Origin of the sequence: Desulfosporosinus cupriresistens (assembly GCF_001707885.1) — a bacterium.
In the GTDB taxonomy this organism is placed as follows: Bacteria; Bacillota; Desulfitobacteriia; order Desulfitobacteriales; family Desulfitobacteriaceae; genus Desulfosporosinus.
Genome location: NZ_MASS01000051.1, coordinates 1 through 18,804, shown reverse-complemented (window position 1 = coordinate 18,804; position 18,804 = coordinate 1). Strand labels below are relative to the sequence as shown.

The window sequence follows — 18,804 nt, the reverse complement described above, 5'->3', positions numbered from 1 at the left end:
TGCCCACTAGAGAGGAGGACCATACTTGAAGGTCTTTAAAAATGCAACAATCTATATACTTATAATTCTCATGGCAATTGTGTTAATAAAATGGTCGACCCCTCCCGTTAATAAAGATCTAGCAATGGATTACAACACTTTTAAAAGAGCTGTTGTTGAGGACCAAGTTAAGGATGTCAACGGTGTTATTGACAACAATACCATTAAGTATACGGTAACGATGAAGGATGACACAAAGCATGAGGTAATTGGGTTTGCTAGTGATCCACAACTTACTGCGGATTTATACTCCCATGGACTTCCTCTAACTTTAACACCTCCAGCGGAGTCTCCGTGGTGGTTCGGCCTCCTGTCTACATTGCTCCCGATATTGGTCATAGTGGCTTTGTTTTTCTTTATGATGCAACAGAGCCAGGGCGGCGGAAACCGGGTGATGCAGTTTGGCAAGAGTAAAGCACGTTTGGTCGGAGAGGACAAGAAGAAGGTAACCTTTGCTGATGTTGCTGGTGCAGATGAGGTTAAAGAAGAACTTCAGGAAGTCGTTGAATTCTTGAAATTCCCTAAAAAGTTTAATGAATTAGGAGCTAAGATTCCAACCGGGGTTTTGCTTTTCGGTCCTCCTGGAACAGGTAAAACTCTACTTGCCCGAGCTGTTTCTGGGGAGGCAGGAGTGCCATTTTTTAGCATCAGTGGTTCAGACTTTGTGGAAATGTTTGTCGGAGTTGGAGCTTCTCGGGTTCGTGATTTGTTTGAACAGGCTAAGAAGAGTGCCCCGTGTATTGTATTTATTGATGAGATCGATGCTGTTGGGCGTCAAAGGGGTGCTGGCTTAGGTGGCGGGCATGATGAACGTGAACAGACTCTTAACCAGCTTCTTGTGGAGATGGATGGTTTTAACGGTAATGATGGAGTTATTATCATCGCAGCTACAAACAGAGCAGATGTCCTTGATCCGGCCCTCTTGCGCCCGGGTCGTTTTGATAGGCAAGTAGTTGTCGATGTTCCAGATGTAAAAGGGCGAGAAGAGATTCTTAAAGTCCATGCGAAGGGTAAGCCTTTGGCGAAGGATGTTGATCTTGAGATTATTGCTCGACGGACCTCCGGTTTTACAGGTGCCGACCTAGCCAACTTGATTAATGAAGCGGCACTTGTTTCAGCTCGGCGGAGTGAAACTCAAATTAGACAGCAGACAATGGAAGATTCAATTGAACGGGTTATTGCGGGACCAGAGAAAAAGAGTCGGGTGATAAGTGCGTTCGAGAGAAAACTTGTCTCTTATCATGAGGCAGGGCATGCTTTACTGGGTGAACTGCTCACTCATACGGACCCCTTGCACAAGGTATCGATTATCCCGCGCGGAAGGGCTGGAGGATATACACTTCTTCTTCCTAAAGAAGATCGTAATTATATGACTAAATCTCAACTGCTTGACCAAGTGACTATGTTACTTGGCGGACGTGTCGCAGAAGCAGTAGTTCTTCATGAAATCAGTACTGGCGCCTCAAATGACCTAGAACGGGCCACAGGGATAGTTCGTAAAATGATAACCGAGTTGGGAATGTCTGAGGAACTTGGTCCGCTAACCTTTGGTCACAAAGAAGAACAGGTTTTTCTCGGACGAGATATTTCCCGTGATCGTAGTTATAGCGATACTGTAGCCTATGCAATTGATAAAGAGGCTCGTCGCATTATTGATGACTGCTATCAAAAAGCTCAAAATCTAATTCGGCAAAATATTGAGAAATTACATGCTATTGCTGAAGCATTGATGGAGAAAGAGACACTTGATGTCACGGCTTTTGCCGTCTTGATGGCTAGGTTTGATGTCCCAGCAAAAGCAGAAGATCACACCGAGGTTTCAATAAACCAAGAAAAGACCGTGGAGGATTCGCAAAATACGATAGAACATAAAAGCGAACAAGCTACAGAGTTACCACGGCATACTCTAGAAGATGAATTAAATAAAATCGAATAAAGCCCAATGATGAGAGGAGAATAAACTATATGGAGAGAACATTTATTATGCTGAAACCGGATGCGGTTCAGCGGGGGTTAGTTGGAGCAGTAATTACACGTTTCGAGGAAAAGGGCTTCAAGCTTGCTGGAATGAAGTTGCTTCAAGTGGATCGAACTTTGGCGGAAGCACATTATGCAGAACACAAAGGCAAAGGGTTCTTCGAACCGACTGTCACATACATTATGTCTTCCCCGGTTGTTGCGATGGTGTGGGAAGGGAAAAACGTAGTGGCTTTAGCCCGCGAGCTCATGGGGGCAACAAATCCAGCAAACGCCAATCCCGGCTCCATCCGAGGAATGTATGCGATGGATATTAGTCGTAATGTGATCCACGGATCGGATTCCGTAACAAGCGCTGAGCGAGAGATTGGACTATATTTTAAGCCGGAAGAACTGATAAACTATCGCAAAGTTGGCGATGAATGGTTGAGTGAATAAGCAATAAGGACGCCCGCAGGGGTGTCCTTTTTCCGAAGTAGATACTCTATGGAGGTGTTCTGGATGAAGCTAGAAAAAAAAGAGCGGTCTTTACTAGGGTTGGCTTCTATCTTGATAGGATTTCTTTTTGTTATTCTGCTCAAAACCCAGGGAGCTGCTGGTAGTCAGGCGACACGACAGGAAACGGCAATACCTAGTCTCATTCAAACGGAACAAGAGAATCAGCAGATCTCCGAAGATAATGAAAGAATCCGGCAGGAGTTGGCAAAGTACCTTCAGGGTCAAAGCGCATCAACCTTAGCCTATCAACAACTTCAAGAGGCTCAAATGAATGCTGGTGTGCTTAAAGTTAGTGGCCCTGCAATACGGATAACGCTTGATGATTCAAAACGCGCGGCGACTGGGCAAGAGGATCCCAATAACTTTTTAATTCATGAACAATACATTCGTGAGATCTTCAACGCCTTGTGGAACGGTGGTGCGGAAGCGATTGCTGTAAATGGCCAGCGTGTAACGACATATACTGAGGTATTCTGTGGAGGATCTTATATTCAGATTAATGGGACTCGTCAAATGCCACCTTATGTAATTGAGGCTATTGGTGACGCGAATAATTTATCGGCTGCTCTTAAGTTTTATGGTTGGGATAAACTTGGGGATTTTCAACAACAATATGGAATTACACGTAAACTTGAGGTACTAGATGAGGTTGTGATTCCGGCTGGCAGATTGCGAGATTATCATTATGCTGAACCCGTAAAGGAGGGAACATAATGCACCGTTGGAAAAGAAGTTTAGCCTTGCCCGTCACCTTGGTGGCGATTGCCCTTGGTTTTTTGATATCTCTTCAAGCACAAACCCAAAAAAATGTATCGGCTGCGGAACAAATTAGTACAGAGCGCATGGGCCAAATGAAATCGGTACTCTCCAATTCTCAGGCACAAAATGTTAAACTTCAGGAAGATCATCGGGTCTTATTAGAACAATTGGATGCGGCTAGGAAAAAGGTAGGAACAGATCCTCAACTACTTGCTCAACTGAAGCAATTGCAAATTCTTGAAGGTATCCAAGCAGTTGAGGGGCCAGGAATTCAGATTAGCATTGATGATCGCAGCCAAAAAGCCCTCTTTCCGCTTAGCCCAGATGACATTGCTAGACTGATTAACACCTTGAAATTCGCTGGTGCTGAGGCAATCAGCATCAACGGTCAACGGATTGTTGGCTCGACAGCCATTGTTTTGAGTGGTAGTTCGACCATTTTAGTGAACACTATACCCATTAATCGTACTGAGGGAATTCCCTATGAATTGGATGCGATCGGGGATCAAGATACCCTATTGGATTATTTTTCTAAACTAGAGGCCTCAACACTGAAACAAAATGGCCAGACAGTAAGCATAACTAGGAAAACCTTGAGTATCCCATCCTACAAGGGGGCGTATGTATTTAAGGAAGCAAAACCGATTGTCCCCTAATGTTCAAAAAGTTAAAATTTTTTAATATTTTCATTTAGGTAATTGACTTTGTCCTAGAGAAATCATAATATTATGAATATGGACATTTCGCATTGATGATTTTGGACGATCTAGCACTAATATGCGATTGTTCAAAGAGGGACGTATGGCCTTGGGTGAATCCCAGGGCTTTTACTCTAGGACTAAATCTGATATTTAGCAGACGTGATAAAATGTTGGGAGTTGGACAATATTTTGAATTCGATGACTCGCGTCAACCAGCTAATAGAACATGAAGATTATATCTGCTACATGGAAAGAATCGTAGGATTAGAAAAGGAACGTCGGTTTTGTAAGCATGGCTTCGACCATGGGTTAAATGTTGCTCGGGTTGCTTACTCATATATACTCGAAAAAGGAGAAGTGATTCTACCAAAAGAGATAGTATATGCAGCAGCCTTTCTTCATGATATTGGACGTTGGGTAGAATATCAAACTGGGGAAGATCACGCAGAGGTAAGTGCGCGGCTGGCTCTCCCGTTGCTTGAAGCAAGTGGATTTAGTTCTGAAGATATTCAAGTTATTTTGAGGGGAATTCGAGAACACCGCCGGCATCCGGAGGACAATTTGACACTTTTAGGAGAAGCCTTAGCCCTAGCGGACGATTGGGCCAGAGATTGTCGGCATTGTTCAGCTCAAACCCTATGTTACAAATTCAACTATGCGATGAAACAGATTATGTATTAAGGGGAGGGGCATACAATGCAAACCTATAGTATGCGGTGGATTACTTTAGATAATTTAGTAGAAGCTAAAATGGCCTTAAAACAAATTGGATCAGACCCCGGAGGAATTGCTCATATGGCGGGGAAGGCATTAGGACGTGGAATAAAATTAGAGCAGGTCCCTTTACGAGTGGCCCATATTCTTAAGCAGGAGATGTTATCGGTTGGCGGAGATGCAGCGGTACACCGGGATGTGATTACCAATAAAGTGGAGACCACAGATGTTATGCTGCTTGGTACGACTCGGCAGCTTGAACATCTCGCAAGTAAAGTGTTGGCCCAGCCTTTTGGGCTAAAGACGATCGGGCATGCGCTTAAGCAGCTAATCTTAGCTTTGGAACCTTCTAAAACACGCATCTTAAACTGTCGTGGCTTGGAGTTGAAGCTAGGAGAACGAACTTTGGTCATGGGAATCTTAAATGTTACTCCGGACTCGTTCTCTGACGGAGGTAGGTACTTCAATATTGAAGATGCAATCTCACAAGCAGAACGTATGGTTAAGGAAGGCGTCGATATTTTAGACATCGGTGCGGAGTCAACGCGACCAACGCATGAGGCGGTGAGTGCTGAGGAAGAATGGTGTCGTTTAGAACCAGTACTTAAGATGCTTCTAGAGCGGGTGACAATTCCAGTCTCGGTTGACACCTATAAGGCTAACGTCGCTGCCAAAGCGCTTGAAGCAGGTGCTCATATGATTAATGATGTTTGGGGATTGCAGAAAGACCCGGACATGGCTAGGGTCGTTGGAGATTATCAGGCCCCTGTAATTATAATGCATAATCAACAAGGGACCACTTATCGCCATCTCATGGGAGATATATTGACTTTTCTAAGAAACAGTATTGAACTTGCTGAAGCCCAGGGATTATCTGGAGATCAAATTATTGTGGATCCGGGAATCGGATTCGGGAAAACAACAGAGCAAAACCTGGAAGTTATGGCCCGATTGGCGGAATTCAGAACTCTGGGACATCCGGTATTGCTAGGAACTTCTCGCAAATCTATGATTGGAAAGACATTGAACCAAACGGTGGATGAGCGCTTAGAGGGGACACTTGCAACCAGCGTTCTCGGGGTTGTTTCAGGGGTAGATATCATACGTGTCCACGATGTCCAAGCAAATAGTAGGGCTGTGCAAATGGCAGATGCCATTGTTCGAGGACAGAGAGGGGTTCATTATGTCGGGGCATGACGCCATTCACCTTCGCGGCCTAGAATTTTATGCATACCATGGAGTATTGCCAGAGGAACAAGTTTTGGGGCAGAGGTTTTTAATTGATATGGACATTTTCTTGGATCTGTGTCAGGCTGGTTCTTCGGACCAGGTGGGTGATACTGTTCACTATGGAGAGGTCTATCAAGTTATTAAGGCTTGCGTTACCGAAGACAGGTATCAATTGGTAGAACGTTTAGCGGAAGAGATAGCACAACGTGTCTTAGCCCAGTTTTCCTGTGCATCTATACGGGTAGAAGTACATAAACCTCAGGCACCAATTCCTGGGATTTTCAGAGATGTTTCTGTGGAAATTTGGCGTGAGGCAGGAGAGAGAGTATGAGGGTTTATTTAGGGTTGGGGAGTAATCTTGGAGACCGAGCCTATTATCTAGAAGAGGCAATTTCGGCTTTAATGAGCCCAACGATAAAGATTGTAAACACTTCAAGAATATATGAAACAGAGCCTTGGGGGGTCATGGACCAACCTTTGTACTGGAATCAAGTCATAGAAGTTGAAACAACCCTAGAACCCTTAGACCTGCTTCATGCTTGCCAAGAAATTGAACTCAGGCTTGGACGCGAGCGTAAATTGCATTGGGGTCCTAGGACAATTGACATTGACCTTCTTCTTTATGATAATAGAGTAAGTGAATCTGAAGAGTTAACGCTACCTCATCCTTATCTGGAAGATCGGGCTTTTGTCCTTGCTCCTTTGCGAGAGATTGCACCGAAACTTGTGTTGCCATCGGGAAGATCCATTACAGATGTATCAGGAGAAGGAAAAGTGCATCCACTCATATAGTATAGGGCTCTAGACTTAGCGAATCTACAACGACAGCCTAATTAGCAGACGATATCGAAAGAGTTGTACTGCTTAGGTGGAAAGTTCAACTGCGAAATGGTACGGGCACGAAACTCGTGCCCGTACCAAAAATGAAAAACCCGCTTGGATCGAGATGACCGAGACGGAGGGGAAAAGGAAGTACCTTCACGTTTGTGAGGGTATTTTTATTTTAATATAGTGAATTGGAGGGGCGAGATGAGATTTGGAATTATTGGAGCTGGAATCGTAGGTACTGCCTTGGCTGTAAGGTTAGAAGAAGCGGGGCATGAATGTATAGGGGTTCATACTCGAAGTAGTCTTTCGTATGAGCGATTTAGTAGTTATTTGAAAATTAATCATCTCCCCTTAGACGAACTTGTTCCTGCGGCAGATGTTTTGTTTCTTACCACTCAGGATGGGATGATTCGAACGGTTGCAGAGAATCTGGTCACAAAAAAACTCGTAAAACCAGGACAGGTGTGGATTCACTGTTCAGGATCAATCTCTTCGGATGTTTTGCGTGTCGAAGTAGGTTTGCCCATACAATGCTTATCGTTACATCCTCTTCAGGCATTTGCGAGTGTAGAGAAGGCCTTGAACATTCTTTCAGGAACTCATTTTGGGATCGAAGGAGACAACCCTGAACTGGGGGAGAGAATCGTCAAAGATTTGGGCGGAATTCCACATCCTATTTTAGCTGCTCAAAAATCACTTTATCATGCGGGTGCGGTGGTAGCTTCTAATTATTTAGTGGTGCTAGCTTCTTTAGCGGTAGAGCTTTTTGCTGAAGCGGGAATTCAAGCAGAGGAGGCCTTGGCTTCGTTGTTGCCCTTGATGAGAGGAACTCTTTTTAATTTAGAACAGGTTGGATTACCTCAAGCGTTGACTGGACCGATTGCCCGCGGGGATGCCCAAGTAGTACAAGGTCATTTAGACAACATGCCCTCAAAACTCGTCGAGATTTATCAGGAATTAGGGTTAAAAGCTTTGGAACTGGGAGAAAACAAGAAAGCCCAGCTGGGATTAAGCTATTCGCCGGAAGAATTAAACTTGTTGAAGCTTTTACTTAAAAAGCCGAATTAACGACTTTGGGCAATAGGTTATTAAGAAAGGTAGAGATAGATTTGAAGAGAACTTCACATATTTCTGAATTACGTGAAATAGTTGCTATGGAACGAAGGCAGGGAAGGAAAATCGCACTTATACCTACCATGGGTTATCTGCATCAGGGACATTTAGCCTTAGTTGAGCGGGCCAAACAATCCGGAGCCTTTGTCGTGCTGAGTATTTTTGTCAACCCATTACAGTTTGGTCCTAATGAAGACTATTCGAGTTACCCAAGAGATCTAGAGCGAGATGCCCATTTAGTAGGAATCGCAGGAGTAGATGCACTCTTTCATCCAACCGCTGCGGAAATGTATCCTCGCCCGATGGTCACCTATGTAGAAGTTGGTCAACTCGATTCAGTACTCTGCGGAGCTAAGCGTCCCGGACATTTTCGTGGCGTAGTGACGGTTGTTAGTAAGTTGTTTCATATTGTCCAACCCGATTTCGCCTTTTTCGGGCAGAAGGATTATCAGCAATATCTGATCATCCAGCGGATGGTAAAAGATCTTAATCTTCCAGTTGAGATTATTCCAGTCCCGATTGTCCGTGAACAAGATGGACTGGCCTTAAGCTCACGCAATGTTTTTCTAACTTCAGAACAACGTCAAGAGGCGTTGATTCTGTCCCAGAGCCTTAATGAGGCGGAAATGTTATGGCGAGCAGGAGAACGATCAGCACAAGTGCTCGAAACTTGTATAAGAGATAGAATCACTCGTGAGAGCCAGGGGGTTATTGACTATGTCGAAGTCAGGGACGCGGAAGACTTATCTGAGGTAACGAATATGGAGAACCCAGTGCTTGTAGCCCTAGCGGTTAGATTCGGATCTACCCGGTTGATTGATAATAAAGTTTTGGAGGTTGAACCTGTTGTTTAGAATGATGATGAAATCTAAGATTCATAGAGTAACTGTGACAGAAGCAAATCTTCAATATGTAGGAAGTGTCACGATTGACACTGCATTAATGGAAGCGGCAGATATTCTGCCGAATGAGAAAGTTCAGATAGTGAATAATAATAATGGGGCAAGGTTTGAAACTTACGTTATTCCTGGGGATAGAAACTCTGGAACGATTTGCCTAAATGGTTCTGCAGCCCGTCAGGTACAAGTTGGTGATCAAGTTATTATTATTTCCTATGCAGTGCTAACCGATGAAGCGGCCCATCAGTATAATCCAAAAGTTGTCTTTGTGAATGACCAAAACCAGCAAACAAAGATTTTGGCGGAAGAAGTCCATGGACAAAAATCTTGACAAGGTGAGTCGAAATGACCTAGTATTTAGAAAAGATTCAGTCACTTTAGTGGAAGGTGGGGAGCCTATGGATTACACAATTAGTGAAGAGCTGTTTCAGGCTTTAGCCGGGGAGATTGAAACGCTTAAAAAAGAACGCAAAGCAATTATCTTGGCCCATTATTATCAAAGACCTGAGGTTCAGGATATTGCCGATTTTGTTGGGGATTCCCTGCAACTGAGTCAACAGGCTGCAAAAACGGATGCTGAAGTCATTGTATTTTGTGGTGTCCATTTTATGGCAGAAAGTGCTGCCATTCTATCCCCCGATAAAATTGTAATATTACCCGAGCTGAATGCGGGTTGCCCTATGGCAGACATGGTGGATGCCGAAGGCTTAAGGGCCTATAAAAAAAAGGTTCCAGGGGTTCAAGTGGTCTGTTATGTTAATTCCTCTGCAGAAGTCAAAGCGGAAAGCGATATCTGTTGTACCTCCTCTAATGCGGTAAAAGTAGTACAGTCATTACAAGGAGAGGATATTTTATTTATTCCAGACGAAAACTTAGGTCGTTACGCCGCGAAGATCCTTGATCGTCCGCTTCAGTTCTGGCCAGGATATTGTAAAACTCATGACCGATTGTCGAAAGAGGATATTTCTAAGGCCAGAGAAGCGCATCCCTTAGCAAAGGTCATCGTACACCCGGAATGTCGGGAAGATATTTGCCAGGAAGCCGATTATATTGGGTCTACAGCAGGATTAATTACGTACGCTCAGAACTCAGAGAATAAAGAGTTTATTGTGGGCACGGAGTCGGGGATTTTACATCGGCTCCATCAAGTTTGTCCGGATAAAGAATTCTATCTTGCCTCAGAACGCTTGGTTTGTCCGAATATGAAATCGACAACCTTAGTTAAAGTAAGAGATGCACTTATTGCCCTCTCTCCACGTGTTACGGTGAAAGAGGAAATACGAGTCAGAGCCAAAGAGGCACTAGACCGAATGCTGGCTTTGTAAGCAGCAGAAGAGCAGGGGATGGGCATGTTGAGACGTTATATATACTCTTGGTCCAAAGCAGAGGTAAAAGTTTTTGATACGGACGTACTTGTTCTCGGAAGCGGCATTGCCGGATTGTATACAGCGATCAAAGCAAATGAACACTTCCAGGTTACGGTTCTTACGAAGAAAACGATTGAAGAAAGCAATACCGAACATGCACAGGGTGGGATTGCAGTAGCTATCGATGAATCAGACTCTCCGACATTGCATTTTGAGGACACATTACGGGCAGGTGCTGGACTCTGTGACCCTTTATCAGTAAAGATATTGGTTGAGGAGGGGCCTGGTTGTGTTGAAGAATTGATGGATATGGGCGCTCAGTTTGACCGTCACGATGGTGAGCTTGCGCTCACCCGTGAAGCGGCACACAGCCAGCGGAGAATACTGCATGCGTTAGGGGATGCCACGGGCTGGGAAATCGAACGAGCTTTAGTTGCTAAAGCAAAAGAAAGCCCAAATATTACTGTCGGTGAAGGACGTTTTGTAGTTGATCTACTAGAAAATTACAAAGGAGATATTGTAGGTGCCCTAGTTCTTAACGAGGAAACAGGAGAACTCGAAGGACATTTAGCGAATGCAGTGGTTCTAGCGACCGGGGGGTTAGGGCAGGTATATCGTTATACGACGAACCCTAGTGTTGCAACAGGTGATGGAATGGCAGTCGCTCTCCGTGCTGGGGCAGAATTGATGGATATGGAATTTGTGCAATTTCACCCCACAGCGTTATTAATTCCCAATGCACCTCGTTTTCTTATATCCGAAGCGGTGCGCGGAGAAGGGGCACATTTAATTAATTCCACAGGGATACGCTTTATGGAGAGTGTGCAGGGTAAGGAACTCGCTCCGCGTGATATCGTCGCTCGGGCCATTTGGAAGGAAATGAATCAGAGTGCAGTTTATTTGGATTTTAGGCCTATTGGGGAAAAACGAATCCTAGAACGCTTTCCCACTATTTACCAGACTTGCTTGAACTATGGAATAAATGTTTTAACAACGCCGTTACCAGTGGCACCGGCTGCTCATTACATGATGGGTGGGATTGCCACAAACTCATATGGAGAGACAAGTCTACCTAATCTTTATGCAGCGGGGGAATGTGCCTGTAACGGAGTCCATGGTGCAAATCGTTTAGCAAGTAACTCCTTGTTGGATGGACTGGTTTTCGGAGCACGTATTGTCGAAAAGATGGGGAATAAGGTCGAAGCAAAACGCCCTTCATGGGATGGGGTTCTTAGCCCTGAGGGAAATCTAAATGACAGACAACCTGCACTGAATAGTTCTCTAAAAAAATTAGACGGACAACGTTTGCGAAATCGGATTCAAGAGCTAATGTGGGACAACGTTGGTATTTTACGAAATGAAACAGGCCTTAAGAAGGCCACAGAGTTATTGACGGCTTTTGAAGGAGAGGATTTTTTAACCTACTGTGTGGATGACCTGGAAACAGCCAACATGTTGACGGTGGGGACAGTTATCGCCAAAGCTGCTTTTGATCGTAAGGAAAGCCGAGGTGGGCATTTCCGATCGGACTACCCGTTGCGTCTTGACGGACTCTGGCAAAAGCACTCTCTGCAACGTAAGGAGGGATATCATGTATACTACGTTCCAGTATCAGGAGCTGATTGATCAGGCGTTGAAGGAAGACATTGGGACGGGGGACCTCAGTACAAGGATTTTACCAGAAGACTTGACAGGGGTGGCCAAACTTTACGCCAAACAAGAAGGTGTGGTTGCCGGCCTGTGGCTTGTAGAACAGGTTTTTCAACGTGTAGATCCGCTGATTCAGGTCCAAAGGTTGGTCAAAGATGGAGATATAGTGCAGGTCGGAGGGGTTGTGCTAGAGTTAGTCGGCTCTTTTGGTAGTATTTTGCAAGGAGAACGGACTGCGTTGAATTTTTTACAACATCTCTCTGGGATTGCTACGGCAACAAGACAAGCAGTTGATAGGGTCGCTGGACTTTCGGTTAACATCGTGGATACACGAAAAACCCTTCCAGGTTGGCGTGCTTTACAGAAATATGCGGTCAGAGTTGGCGGTGGACAAAACCATCGTTTTGGGCTTTATGATGCTGTTATGTTAAAGGATAATCATCTTACTGCAGTGGGTGGATTAACCGAGGCCGTTGAACGGATCCGGAATCAAGTTGGGCATATGGTTAAGATTGAGGTCGAGTGTGAAAGTCTCGATCAAGTGAAAGAAGCAGTAGGTTGTGGTGTCGATGTGATTATGCTTGACAACATGGGAATCGAAGAAATGCGAGAAGCCGTTCAATATATTGATCGGCGGGCGATCGTTGAAGCATCGGGGGGGATGAAGGAAGAACACCTTCGTGAAGTAGCTGAAACGGGGGTCGACCTGATTTCAATAGGTGCTTTGACCAATTCGGTTAAGGCTTTGGACTTTAGCTTGGATCTCGGTGACATTAAGGCTTCGACGAGGGCAAGTTGGGAAAGAGGAATCTAAATGGTACGTCACGACATCCTCCATCTCCTCGCTACTCATCCTGACGAATATGTGTCCGGCGAAAGACTTAGTCAACTGTTGAATGTCACGCGGGCAGCCATTTGGAAGCATATTAAGGTTCTAAAAGATGAAGGTTTTGAAATTGAGGGCCAGACAAAAAACGGTTACCGCTTATTGAAAAGGCCCCTTTTCTTAAATGAGTGGGCTATACAGCAAGCGTTGACAACAACGTCATTGGGACGCGCGATTTATCTTGAAGATGAGTTGGCTTCCACAAACGTACGGGCCAAGGAGCTCGCTCAGCAAGGTGGGGTCCATGGGCTTACTGTTCTGGCAAAGTATCAAAGCGTAGGACAAGGGCGTCTACAGCGACAGTGGGAATCTCCAAAGGGGGGACTATGGATGTCTGTGGTGCTCCGGCCTGATTTGTCGCTAGCAGATGCTTCAAAGTTAACTCTTGCTGCGAGTGTTGCCATTGTCGATGCTTTGGAGGATCTTTTCCAGCTTCGTATTGGGATCAAGTGGCCAAATGATCTTGTTTTTAACGGTCAGAAACTGGCAGGAATTCTTGGAGAAGTTGTGGGAGAGTGGAATGCCGTCCAGACCTTGATTCTGGGCATGGGAATAAATGCAAATTTTCCGCGCGAACAATTAAGTACGTCGTTGAGCGCAACGACTCTCTATGAAATTCTAGGATATGAAGTGGATCTAAACATTTTGGCAGCTTCGATTTTAAAGCGTTTGGAAAACGAAGTAATCTCTCTCGAAAAAGGAGCGTTTCAGGAGTTAAGGTCAAGCTGGTCAGAAAGAGCAGTTGGGTTAGGCGAAGAAGTTCGAATTCTGCAGAGAGAGCAAGTGTTTCAAGGTATCTTCAAAGGGATCTCTATTGACGGCGCTCTGCTCCTTGAAACTGTTGAGGGAGAAAAAATTTTTTCGGCAGGAGAAGTTCAACTTCGTTCTAAAACGAGCACGTATTTATAGATTGTTCCTCATTTCTTAAGAGGATTCCATTGCAAGTGATCTAGTTCTATTGTAAACTATAATTTAAAAATAGGTTTACAATAAGAGGAGGGCTTGTGATGAAAACAAGGAAATTAGCAATGACATCCGTTATGGCAGCACTTATGTGTCTGGCAGGAATGTTACTCCACTGGGCACCGGGGTTGGTTCCCTTTAGTATTTTACCAATTTTTGTTTATATCTCCGGACTTATTCTTGGGGCAGAGTATGCGGCATTGGCCATGTTGGTTTACCTTGTATTAGGGCTATTTGGTTTCCCCGTATTTGCTACAGCCCCATTTGGAGGGTTAGGCTACATTCTAAAGCCGACTTTTGGATTTCTACTGGGGTACGTTGCTGCTGCTTATGTTGTCGGGTATGTATACCGTGAAGGGAGCTTGTGGCGAGCAATTATTGGCGTGTTGGCAGGGCTTATTACCTTCTATCTCTTTGGGTTGAGCTATCTCTATATAATCTTACAGTGGGTGTTACACCAACAGACAAGTGTGGAAGGTGTTCTAATGATCGGTTTTGTTCCCTTTATTTTAGGGGATCTAATTAAGGCAGGAATTGCTGTCTGGATCGGACAAGAAGTGGTTCGTCGGCGTCAAGGCGCCTAAAGGGTAGCTCACTTAGCCAAAAGGAGCGTTATTATGATTCTTTTATTTGATGTGGGTAATACGAATATAGTGTTGGGTGTTTATGATGAGAGGGTGCTGACTCATCATTGGAGGGTGTCTACTGATAAATCCCGAACGATGGATGAGTATGCAGTTGTTATAAAAAATTTATTTGATTTTAGTGGCTTAACCTTTCAAGAAATCAGTGCAATTGTTATTTCTTCAGTGGTTCCACCGGTGATGCCTACGTTGGAAGCCCTTGTTCGAAAGTATTTTGGGGTAGAACCTCTTGTTGTAGGACCTGGCGTTAAAACAGGGATGCCTATTGTATATGACAACCCTAGAGAGGTGGGAGCTGACCGCATTGTTAATGCTGTGGCTGCATATGCTAAATATGGAGGTCCGCTTGTCATTGTAGATTTTGGAACAGCTACGACGTTTTGCGTGATATCGAAACGTGGGGAATACTTAGGAGGTGCTATTGCTCCTGGAATTGGGATCTCGACAGAAGCGCTATTTTTGAGGGCGTCAAAATTGCCCCGTATCGAAGTGGTTAAGCCTACATCGGTTATCGCCAAAAATACGGTAGCGGGTATGCAATCCGGAATTTACTATGGTTTTACCGGGCAAGTAGACGGGATTGTTAAACGCATGAAGGATGAATTGGGACCGGAAACCAAAGTGATTGCGACAGGGGGATTAGCAAAATTGATTTCTCAAGAATCGGAAACAATTGAGATTGTAGATCCTTATTTAACGCTGGAGGGACTTTTGTTAATCTATGAACGTAACCGGAAATAGTTAAATGAGGAATTAGACATGAAGTTAGGAAATTATGAACTTGAGGTTCCAGTATTTTTAGCGCCTTTGGCCGGAGTGACGGATAAAGCCTTTCGTGAAACGGTTTGTGCTGTGGGTGGAAAGTATGTTTGGACTGAAATGATCAGTGATAAAGCGTTAACTTATCAAAACTCAAAGACATTGAGTATGCTAGATTTAAGTGGAGAACCTGAACCGAGAATTGTTCAGCTTTTTGGTTCTGATCCGGGGACAATGGCTCGTGCAGCTTTATTAGCCATAGAATGTGGTGCTAACGTTATCGATATAAATATGGGATGTCCCACGCAAAAGATTGTTAAGAATGGTGAAGGATCAGCGCTTCTAAGAGATCTTCCGCGTGCTCAAAGAATTGCTTCGGCGGTTGTGCAGGCTGTAGAAGTGCCGGTGACGGTGAAAATACGTCTCGGATGGAATGACGATGAAATTGTAGCTGTTGAATTGGCTAAAAGGCTTGAGTCGGTTGGAGTCCAAATGCTAACACTTCATGCGCGAACTCGTGAACAGTTCTATGCAGGATGTGCTGATTGGGAATGGATTCGTCGAGTAAAGAAAGAAGTAAGAGTTCCAGTGATCGGGAACGGAGATGTATTCAAACCCGAAGATGCCAGTAGATTGATTGCGCAAACTGAATGTGACGGTGTTATGATTGGCCGCGGCGCGCTTGGAAATCCATGGCTGATTCCACGTACCCAGCATTTCTTAAAGTATTGTAAGGTATTGCCCGAACCACCTATTGAGGAGCGCATTCAGGTTGCGTTGCAGCATTTCGACCGTGTGTTGCGTTACAAAGGTGAACGAATTGGGCTCAATGAAATGCGAAAACACGCAGTGTGGTACATCAAAGGGATTAAGAGGGCAGCTCAACTTCGAGATGAGATTATGCAAACAAGATCGCCAGAGGAAATGCGAACGATCCTCAGTCGAATCTTGGAAGAAAGCGCATAGTTTCTGTTGAAAAAAGAAAAAATATGAGAGCATTACTCGTTAAGAAGAAGAGTTGCATCCTTGACATTATTTTGCAAGGTCCTTATAATACGAGTAATGTAATTGAGGAATTTTTCAAGAAGTTCCTAGATTTAAAGGAAGTACGCATATAAGGCTTTTAGAAAACGCGCGGCACGATAAGACGCGCAATGCGTAGGACGAGAAAAGGGAGCGAGAAAAATATGCCTGAAAAAGAAGTCATTCTAACCTTAGAAGGTCTCAAAAAACTTGAGGAAGAGCTGGAACTATCTAAAACTGTGAAGCGGCGTGAAGTTGCCGGACGGATTAAGCAGGCCATTGACTTTGGGGACATTAGTGAAAACTCAGAGTATGATGATGCCAAGAATGATCAAGCCTTTATTGAAGGAAGGATTATAACTCTTGAGAAAATGCTCAGGAATGCCCGAGTTATTGATGAAGTTGAAGGAACAGATATCGTAACATTAGGCGCAAAAGTTCGTCTGAAAGATATTGACTTTGGTGATGAAGAAGAGTACTTTATTGTTGGTTCTGCTGAGGCGGATCCAGGGACCAATAAAATTTCCAATGAATCGCCAGTCGGAAAGGCGGTCTTAGGGCAACCTAAGGGAGCAGTAGTGGAAGTTAATGTACCCGCAGGTATTTTACACTACCAAATTGTCGATATTAAATAAAAACCTTAAGGTTTATAGATAACACTTATGGCTATAAAGAAGAAATACGTAGTGAAAATAAGTTTATTTGAAAGTGCAGTGTTTCTGTTATGTACAGATGCTGCACTTTGTTTATTAACTTAAAGTTGACCAAAAAATGGAAAATAATAAGGTCTGAGGTTTATTATCTATAGAAAAACGCTTTTTGAGTTTGAATTTCCTTGTTTAGTGACGTCTGAATTTGGTAAAATTGATAATATGAGAACACATGATGGAGGAATTAAGGAATGGATACTACCAATGACCTCTGGCGAATTCGGTTAGAAAAGCTTGAGCTACTTCGCCAAGCTGATGTTGAACCATATGCTGATCGCTATGTACGGACGCATAAAGCGCTTGATATTTTAGAGCATTTTGAAGAGTTAGAAGATCAGGAAGTTAGCGTTGCAGGCCGAATTATGAGCAAGCGTGACCAAGGAAAAGTTATCTTTGTACACGTTCAGGATTTAAGTGGGCGTATCCAGATTTACATTCGCAAGGATGAATTAGGTGAGACCCTGTTTGACTTAATCACAAAATTTGACGTGGGAGATATTGTCGGAGCTGAAGGAAAAGTCTTCCGTACAAAACGAGGAGAAATCTCTATTCATGCTCGCAATGTGAAATTGCTTTCTAAGGCAATGCGCCCGCTTCCAGAAAAGTTCCATGGGCTAACGAATGTAGAAACACGTTATCGTAGACGGTACTTGGATTTGATTATGAATCCAGATGTTCGTCAAGTGTTTGTAACACGGAGCAAAATAATACGGTTCATGAGGGAGTTCTTGGAGGAGCGGGACTTTCTCGAAGTGGAGACACCGACACTCCATACAATTCCCGGTGGAGCGGCAGCGCGACCGTTTAGTACGCATCACAATGCCCTTGATATCGATCTTTATTTGCGAATTGCGCTTGAACTGCCACTAAAGCGTCTTATCGTCGGTGGATTCGAGAAAGTATTTGAAATTGGTCGGACTTTTCGAAACGAAGGAATTTCTATCAAGCATAATCCGGAGTTTACTATGATGGAACTCTATCAAGCGTACGCCAATTTTGAAGACATCATGGAATTGACGGAAGAAATGATTGCGCATATTGTAAAAAAAGTTCATGGAACACTGGAAATTACATATCAGGGGCAATCGCTCTATTTCAAAACTCCTTGGCGCCGTCTCCCAATGTTGGATGGTATCTTAGAGTATTCAGGAGTAGACTTCCGAAGTATCAAAACCGACGAACAGGCGCGTGAGGCTGCCCAAAAGAAAGGCCTTCATGTCGAAGCGGATGTGTCTCGTGGTAAAATTATTAATGAGTTCTTTGAAGAGTTTGTTGAACCAAATTTGACACAACCTACCTTTATTACTGGACATCCTGTAGAGATTTCTCCGTTGGCTAAGCGTAACAGTGATCAGCCAGAATATACGGATCGGTTTGAAGCTTTTATATTTGGGCGTGAACTTGCAAATGCCTTCTCTGAGTTAAACGACCCCATTGATCAGCGGCAACGTTTTGAAGCCCAGGCTGCTGAAAGGATTAAAGGGGACGATGAGGCCCATATTTTAGATGAAGACTTCGTTCAAGCTCTTGAGTATGGGCTCCCGCCTACAGGTGGACTAGGAATTGGTATTGACCGTTTGGTCATGTTCTTAACAGATTCCGCGTCGATTCGGGATGTCATCCTTTTCCCAACAATGAGACCAAGAGACGAAAGCACCCAATCCGAAGATGAAGATATTGAAGAGTAAGGAAAATCGATCTTTAAATGCTGGCTTGATCGATTGAGATTTGGCCAGCTTCATGGTGAGGTTTATGTCTAGAAATTTATTATTTAAGATCATTTTAGAAGATAAATGAACTATAAGTGAGAATGAACGATTTATTAGGGAATGGTAGCGGTTTAACGGCATACAGAGGGGGTTGAATAAGATAAGGTAGTCGTGGTATAATGCTATTTGTTCGCTTGATGAAATATTTAAGCAAAGAAAAAATAAGTGAACAAAATCATGCACCAATGAGGGAATGACGGAATAATATTTATTGACAACGCAAATTAGAAGTGTTAAGATATGGTTCCGGTCCAAACGGGGCAAAAAATGAAAGT

Annotated in this window: 20 protein-coding genes; all 20 read left to right on the top strand. The window is 43.9% G+C overall.

What is annotated here, in order from left to right; translation table 11 throughout:
• The first annotated feature begins 25 nt into the window (after window positions 1–25).
• The 20 genes from ftsH to lysS all read left to right on the top strand — a co-directional run bounded on the left by ftsH (window position 26) and on the right by lysS (window position 18,448).
• Window positions 26–1,975: an ATP-dependent zinc metalloprotease FtsH gene (ftsH, locus tag DSBG_RS16920; RefSeq protein WP_068965446.1), complete on the top strand. Its 1,950-nt coding sequence runs from the start codon at window positions 26–28 to the stop codon at window positions 1,973–1,975.
• Between the two features lie 29 nt (window positions 1,976–2,004).
• On the top strand, window positions 2,005–2,454 hold the full coding sequence (gene ndk / locus DSBG_RS16915; protein ID WP_068965444.1) for a nucleoside-diphosphate kinase: 450 nt from the start codon (window positions 2,005–2,007) through the stop codon (window positions 2,452–2,454).
• 63 nt (window positions 2,455–2,517) lie between these two features.
• Window positions 2,518–3,228, top strand: a complete 711-nt coding sequence (locus tag DSBG_RS16910; RefSeq protein WP_068965442.1) for a DUF881 domain-containing protein — start codon at window positions 2,518–2,520, stop codon at window positions 3,226–3,228.
• The gene (locus DSBG_RS16905; protein ID WP_068965440.1) at window positions 3,228–3,929 is read left to right on the top strand and encodes a DUF881 domain-containing protein; all 702 of its coding nucleotides are present in this window, start codon (window positions 3,228–3,230) and stop codon (window positions 3,927–3,929) included. Before DSBG_RS16910 ends, DSBG_RS16905 begins: the two co-directional genes overlap by 1 nt.
• Before the next feature lie 291 nt (window positions 3,930–4,220).
• The gene (locus DSBG_RS16900) at window positions 4,221–4,655 is read left to right on the top strand and encodes an HD domain-containing protein (RefSeq protein ID WP_083236939.1); all 435 of its coding nucleotides are present in this window, start codon (window positions 4,221–4,223) and stop codon (window positions 4,653–4,655) included.
• A 15-nt stretch (window positions 4,656–4,670) separates the two neighbouring features.
• The gene (gene folP, locus DSBG_RS16895) at window positions 4,671–5,885 is read left to right on the top strand and encodes a dihydropteroate synthase (protein WP_068965436.1); all 1,215 of its coding nucleotides are present in this window, start codon (window positions 4,671–4,673) and stop codon (window positions 5,883–5,885) included.
• Entirely contained in the window at window positions 5,872–6,249 is a 378-nt protein-coding gene (folB, locus tag DSBG_RS16890; protein ID WP_068965435.1) for a dihydroneopterin aldolase, read from the top strand. Before folP ends, folB begins: the two co-directional genes overlap by 14 nt.
• Window positions 6,246–6,710, top strand: a complete 465-nt coding sequence (folK, locus tag DSBG_RS16885; RefSeq protein WP_068965433.1) for a 2-amino-4-hydroxy-6-hydroxymethyldihydropteridine diphosphokinase — start codon at window positions 6,246–6,248, stop codon at window positions 6,708–6,710. The genes folB and folK overlap by 4 nt, the downstream gene beginning before the upstream one ends.
• A 237-nt stretch (window positions 6,711–6,947) precedes the next feature.
• Window positions 6,948–7,814 (top strand): Rossmann-like and DUF2520 domain-containing protein, encoded by an 867-nt coding sequence (locus DSBG_RS16880; RefSeq protein WP_068965431.1) that lies wholly within the window; start codon window positions 6,948–6,950, stop codon window positions 7,812–7,814.
• Between the two features lie 41 nt (window positions 7,815–7,855).
• The gene (gene panC / locus DSBG_RS16875; protein ID WP_083236937.1) at window positions 7,856–8,713 is read left to right on the top strand and encodes a pantoate--beta-alanine ligase; all 858 of its coding nucleotides are present in this window, start codon (window positions 7,856–7,858) and stop codon (window positions 8,711–8,713) included.
• Window positions 8,706–9,089: an aspartate 1-decarboxylase gene (panD, locus tag DSBG_RS16870; protein ID WP_068965429.1), complete on the top strand. Its 384-nt coding sequence runs from the start codon at window positions 8,706–8,708 to the stop codon at window positions 9,087–9,089. The genes panC and panD overlap by 8 nt, the downstream gene beginning before the upstream one ends.
• A gap of 67 nt (window positions 9,090–9,156) precedes the next feature.
• Complete coding sequence (nadA, locus tag DSBG_RS16865) at window positions 9,157–10,083, top strand: quinolinate synthase NadA (RefSeq protein WP_068965462.1); 927 nt, start codon at window positions 9,157–9,159, stop codon at window positions 10,081–10,083.
• Between the two features lie 24 nt (window positions 10,084–10,107).
• Window positions 10,108–11,751 (top strand): L-aspartate oxidase, encoded by a 1,644-nt coding sequence (gene nadB / locus DSBG_RS16860; protein ID WP_176716305.1) that lies wholly within the window; start codon window positions 10,108–10,110, stop codon window positions 11,749–11,751.
• Window positions 11,717–12,589, top strand: a complete 873-nt coding sequence (gene nadC / locus DSBG_RS16855) for a carboxylating nicotinate-nucleotide diphosphorylase (protein ID WP_068965427.1) — start codon at window positions 11,717–11,719, stop codon at window positions 12,587–12,589. The genes nadB and nadC overlap by 35 nt, the downstream gene beginning before the upstream one ends.
• Window positions 12,590–13,570: a biotin--[acetyl-CoA-carboxylase] ligase gene (locus DSBG_RS16850; RefSeq protein ID WP_068965425.1), complete on the top strand. Its 981-nt coding sequence runs from the start codon at window positions 12,590–12,592 to the stop codon at window positions 13,568–13,570.
• A gap of 98 nt (window positions 13,571–13,668) precedes the next feature.
• Window positions 13,669–14,208 carry a biotin transporter BioY gene (locus DSBG_RS16845; protein WP_068965423.1) on the top strand — a complete coding sequence of 180 codons (540 nt, stop codon included), beginning with the start codon at window positions 13,669–13,671 and terminating at the stop codon, window positions 14,206–14,208.
• A gap of 33 nt (window positions 14,209–14,241) precedes the next feature.
• Complete coding sequence (locus tag DSBG_RS16840; RefSeq protein ID WP_009612702.1) at window positions 14,242–15,009, top strand: type III pantothenate kinase; 768 nt, start codon at window positions 14,242–14,244, stop codon at window positions 15,007–15,009.
• 18 nt (window positions 15,010–15,027) lie between these two features.
• A complete protein-coding gene (gene dusB, locus DSBG_RS16835) occupies window positions 15,028–15,993 on the top strand; it encodes a tRNA dihydrouridine synthase DusB (protein ID WP_068965421.1) in 966 nt (321 codons plus the stop codon).
• A gap of 221 nt (window positions 15,994–16,214) precedes the next feature.
• Window positions 16,215–16,685 carry a transcription elongation factor GreA gene (greA, locus tag DSBG_RS16830; protein ID WP_068965419.1) on the top strand — a complete coding sequence of 157 codons (471 nt, stop codon included), beginning with the start codon at window positions 16,215–16,217 and terminating at the stop codon, window positions 16,683–16,685.
• 266 nt (window positions 16,686–16,951) lie between these two features.
• Window positions 16,952–18,448, top strand: coding sequence for a lysine--tRNA ligase (lysS, locus tag DSBG_RS16825; protein WP_068965417.1), 1,497 nt, complete (start codon window positions 16,952–16,954; stop codon window positions 18,446–18,448).
• Window positions 18,449–18,804: the final 356 nt, after the last annotated feature.

Bases quoted from the DNA above. Each gene is read 5' to 3' on its own strand.
- ndk (WP_068965444.1), top strand. From the start codon at position 2,005: ATGGAGAGAACATTTATTATGCTGAAACCGGATGCGGTTCAGCGGGGG.
- DSBG_RS16910 (WP_068965442.1), top strand. From the start codon at position 2,518: ATGAAGCTAGAAAAAAAAGAGCGGTCTTTACTAGGGTTGGCTTCTATC.
- DSBG_RS16905 (WP_068965440.1), top strand. From the start codon at position 3,228: ATGCACCGTTGGAAAAGAAGTTTAGCCTTGCCCGTCACCTTGGTGGCG.
- DSBG_RS16900 (WP_083236939.1), top strand. From the start codon at position 4,221: ATGGAAAGAATCGTAGGATTAGAAAAGGAACGTCGGTTTTGTAAGCAT.
- folP (WP_068965436.1), top strand. From the start codon at position 4,671: ATGCAAACCTATAGTATGCGGTGGATTACTTTAGATAATTTAGTAGAA.
- folB (WP_068965435.1), top strand. From the start codon at position 5,872: ATGTCGGGGCATGACGCCATTCACCTTCGCGGCCTAGAATTTTATGCA.
- folK (WP_068965433.1), top strand. From the start codon at position 6,246: ATGAGGGTTTATTTAGGGTTGGGGAGTAATCTTGGAGACCGAGCCTAT.
- DSBG_RS16880 (WP_068965431.1), top strand. From the start codon at position 6,948: ATGAGATTTGGAATTATTGGAGCTGGAATCGTAGGTACTGCCTTGGCT.
- nadA (WP_068965462.1), top strand. From the start codon at position 9,157: ATGGATTACACAATTAGTGAAGAGCTGTTTCAGGCTTTAGCCGGGGAG.
- nadB (WP_176716305.1), top strand. From the start codon at position 10,108: ATGTTGAGACGTTATATATACTCTTGGTCCAAAGCAGAGGTAAAAGTT.
- nadC (WP_068965427.1), top strand. From the start codon at position 11,717: ATGTATACTACGTTCCAGTATCAGGAGCTGATTGATCAGGCGTTGAAG.
- DSBG_RS16850 (WP_068965425.1), top strand. From the start codon at position 12,590: ATGGTACGTCACGACATCCTCCATCTCCTCGCTACTCATCCTGACGAA.
- DSBG_RS16845 (WP_068965423.1), top strand. From the start codon at position 13,669: ATGAAAACAAGGAAATTAGCAATGACATCCGTTATGGCAGCACTTATG.
- DSBG_RS16840 (WP_009612702.1), top strand. From the start codon at position 14,242: ATGATTCTTTTATTTGATGTGGGTAATACGAATATAGTGTTGGGTGTT.
- dusB (WP_068965421.1), top strand. From the start codon at position 15,028: ATGAAGTTAGGAAATTATGAACTTGAGGTTCCAGTATTTTTAGCGCCT.
- greA (WP_068965419.1), top strand. From the start codon at position 16,215: ATGCCTGAAAAAGAAGTCATTCTAACCTTAGAAGGTCTCAAAAAACTT.
- lysS (WP_068965417.1), top strand. From the start codon at position 16,952: ATGGATACTACCAATGACCTCTGGCGAATTCGGTTAGAAAAGCTTGAG.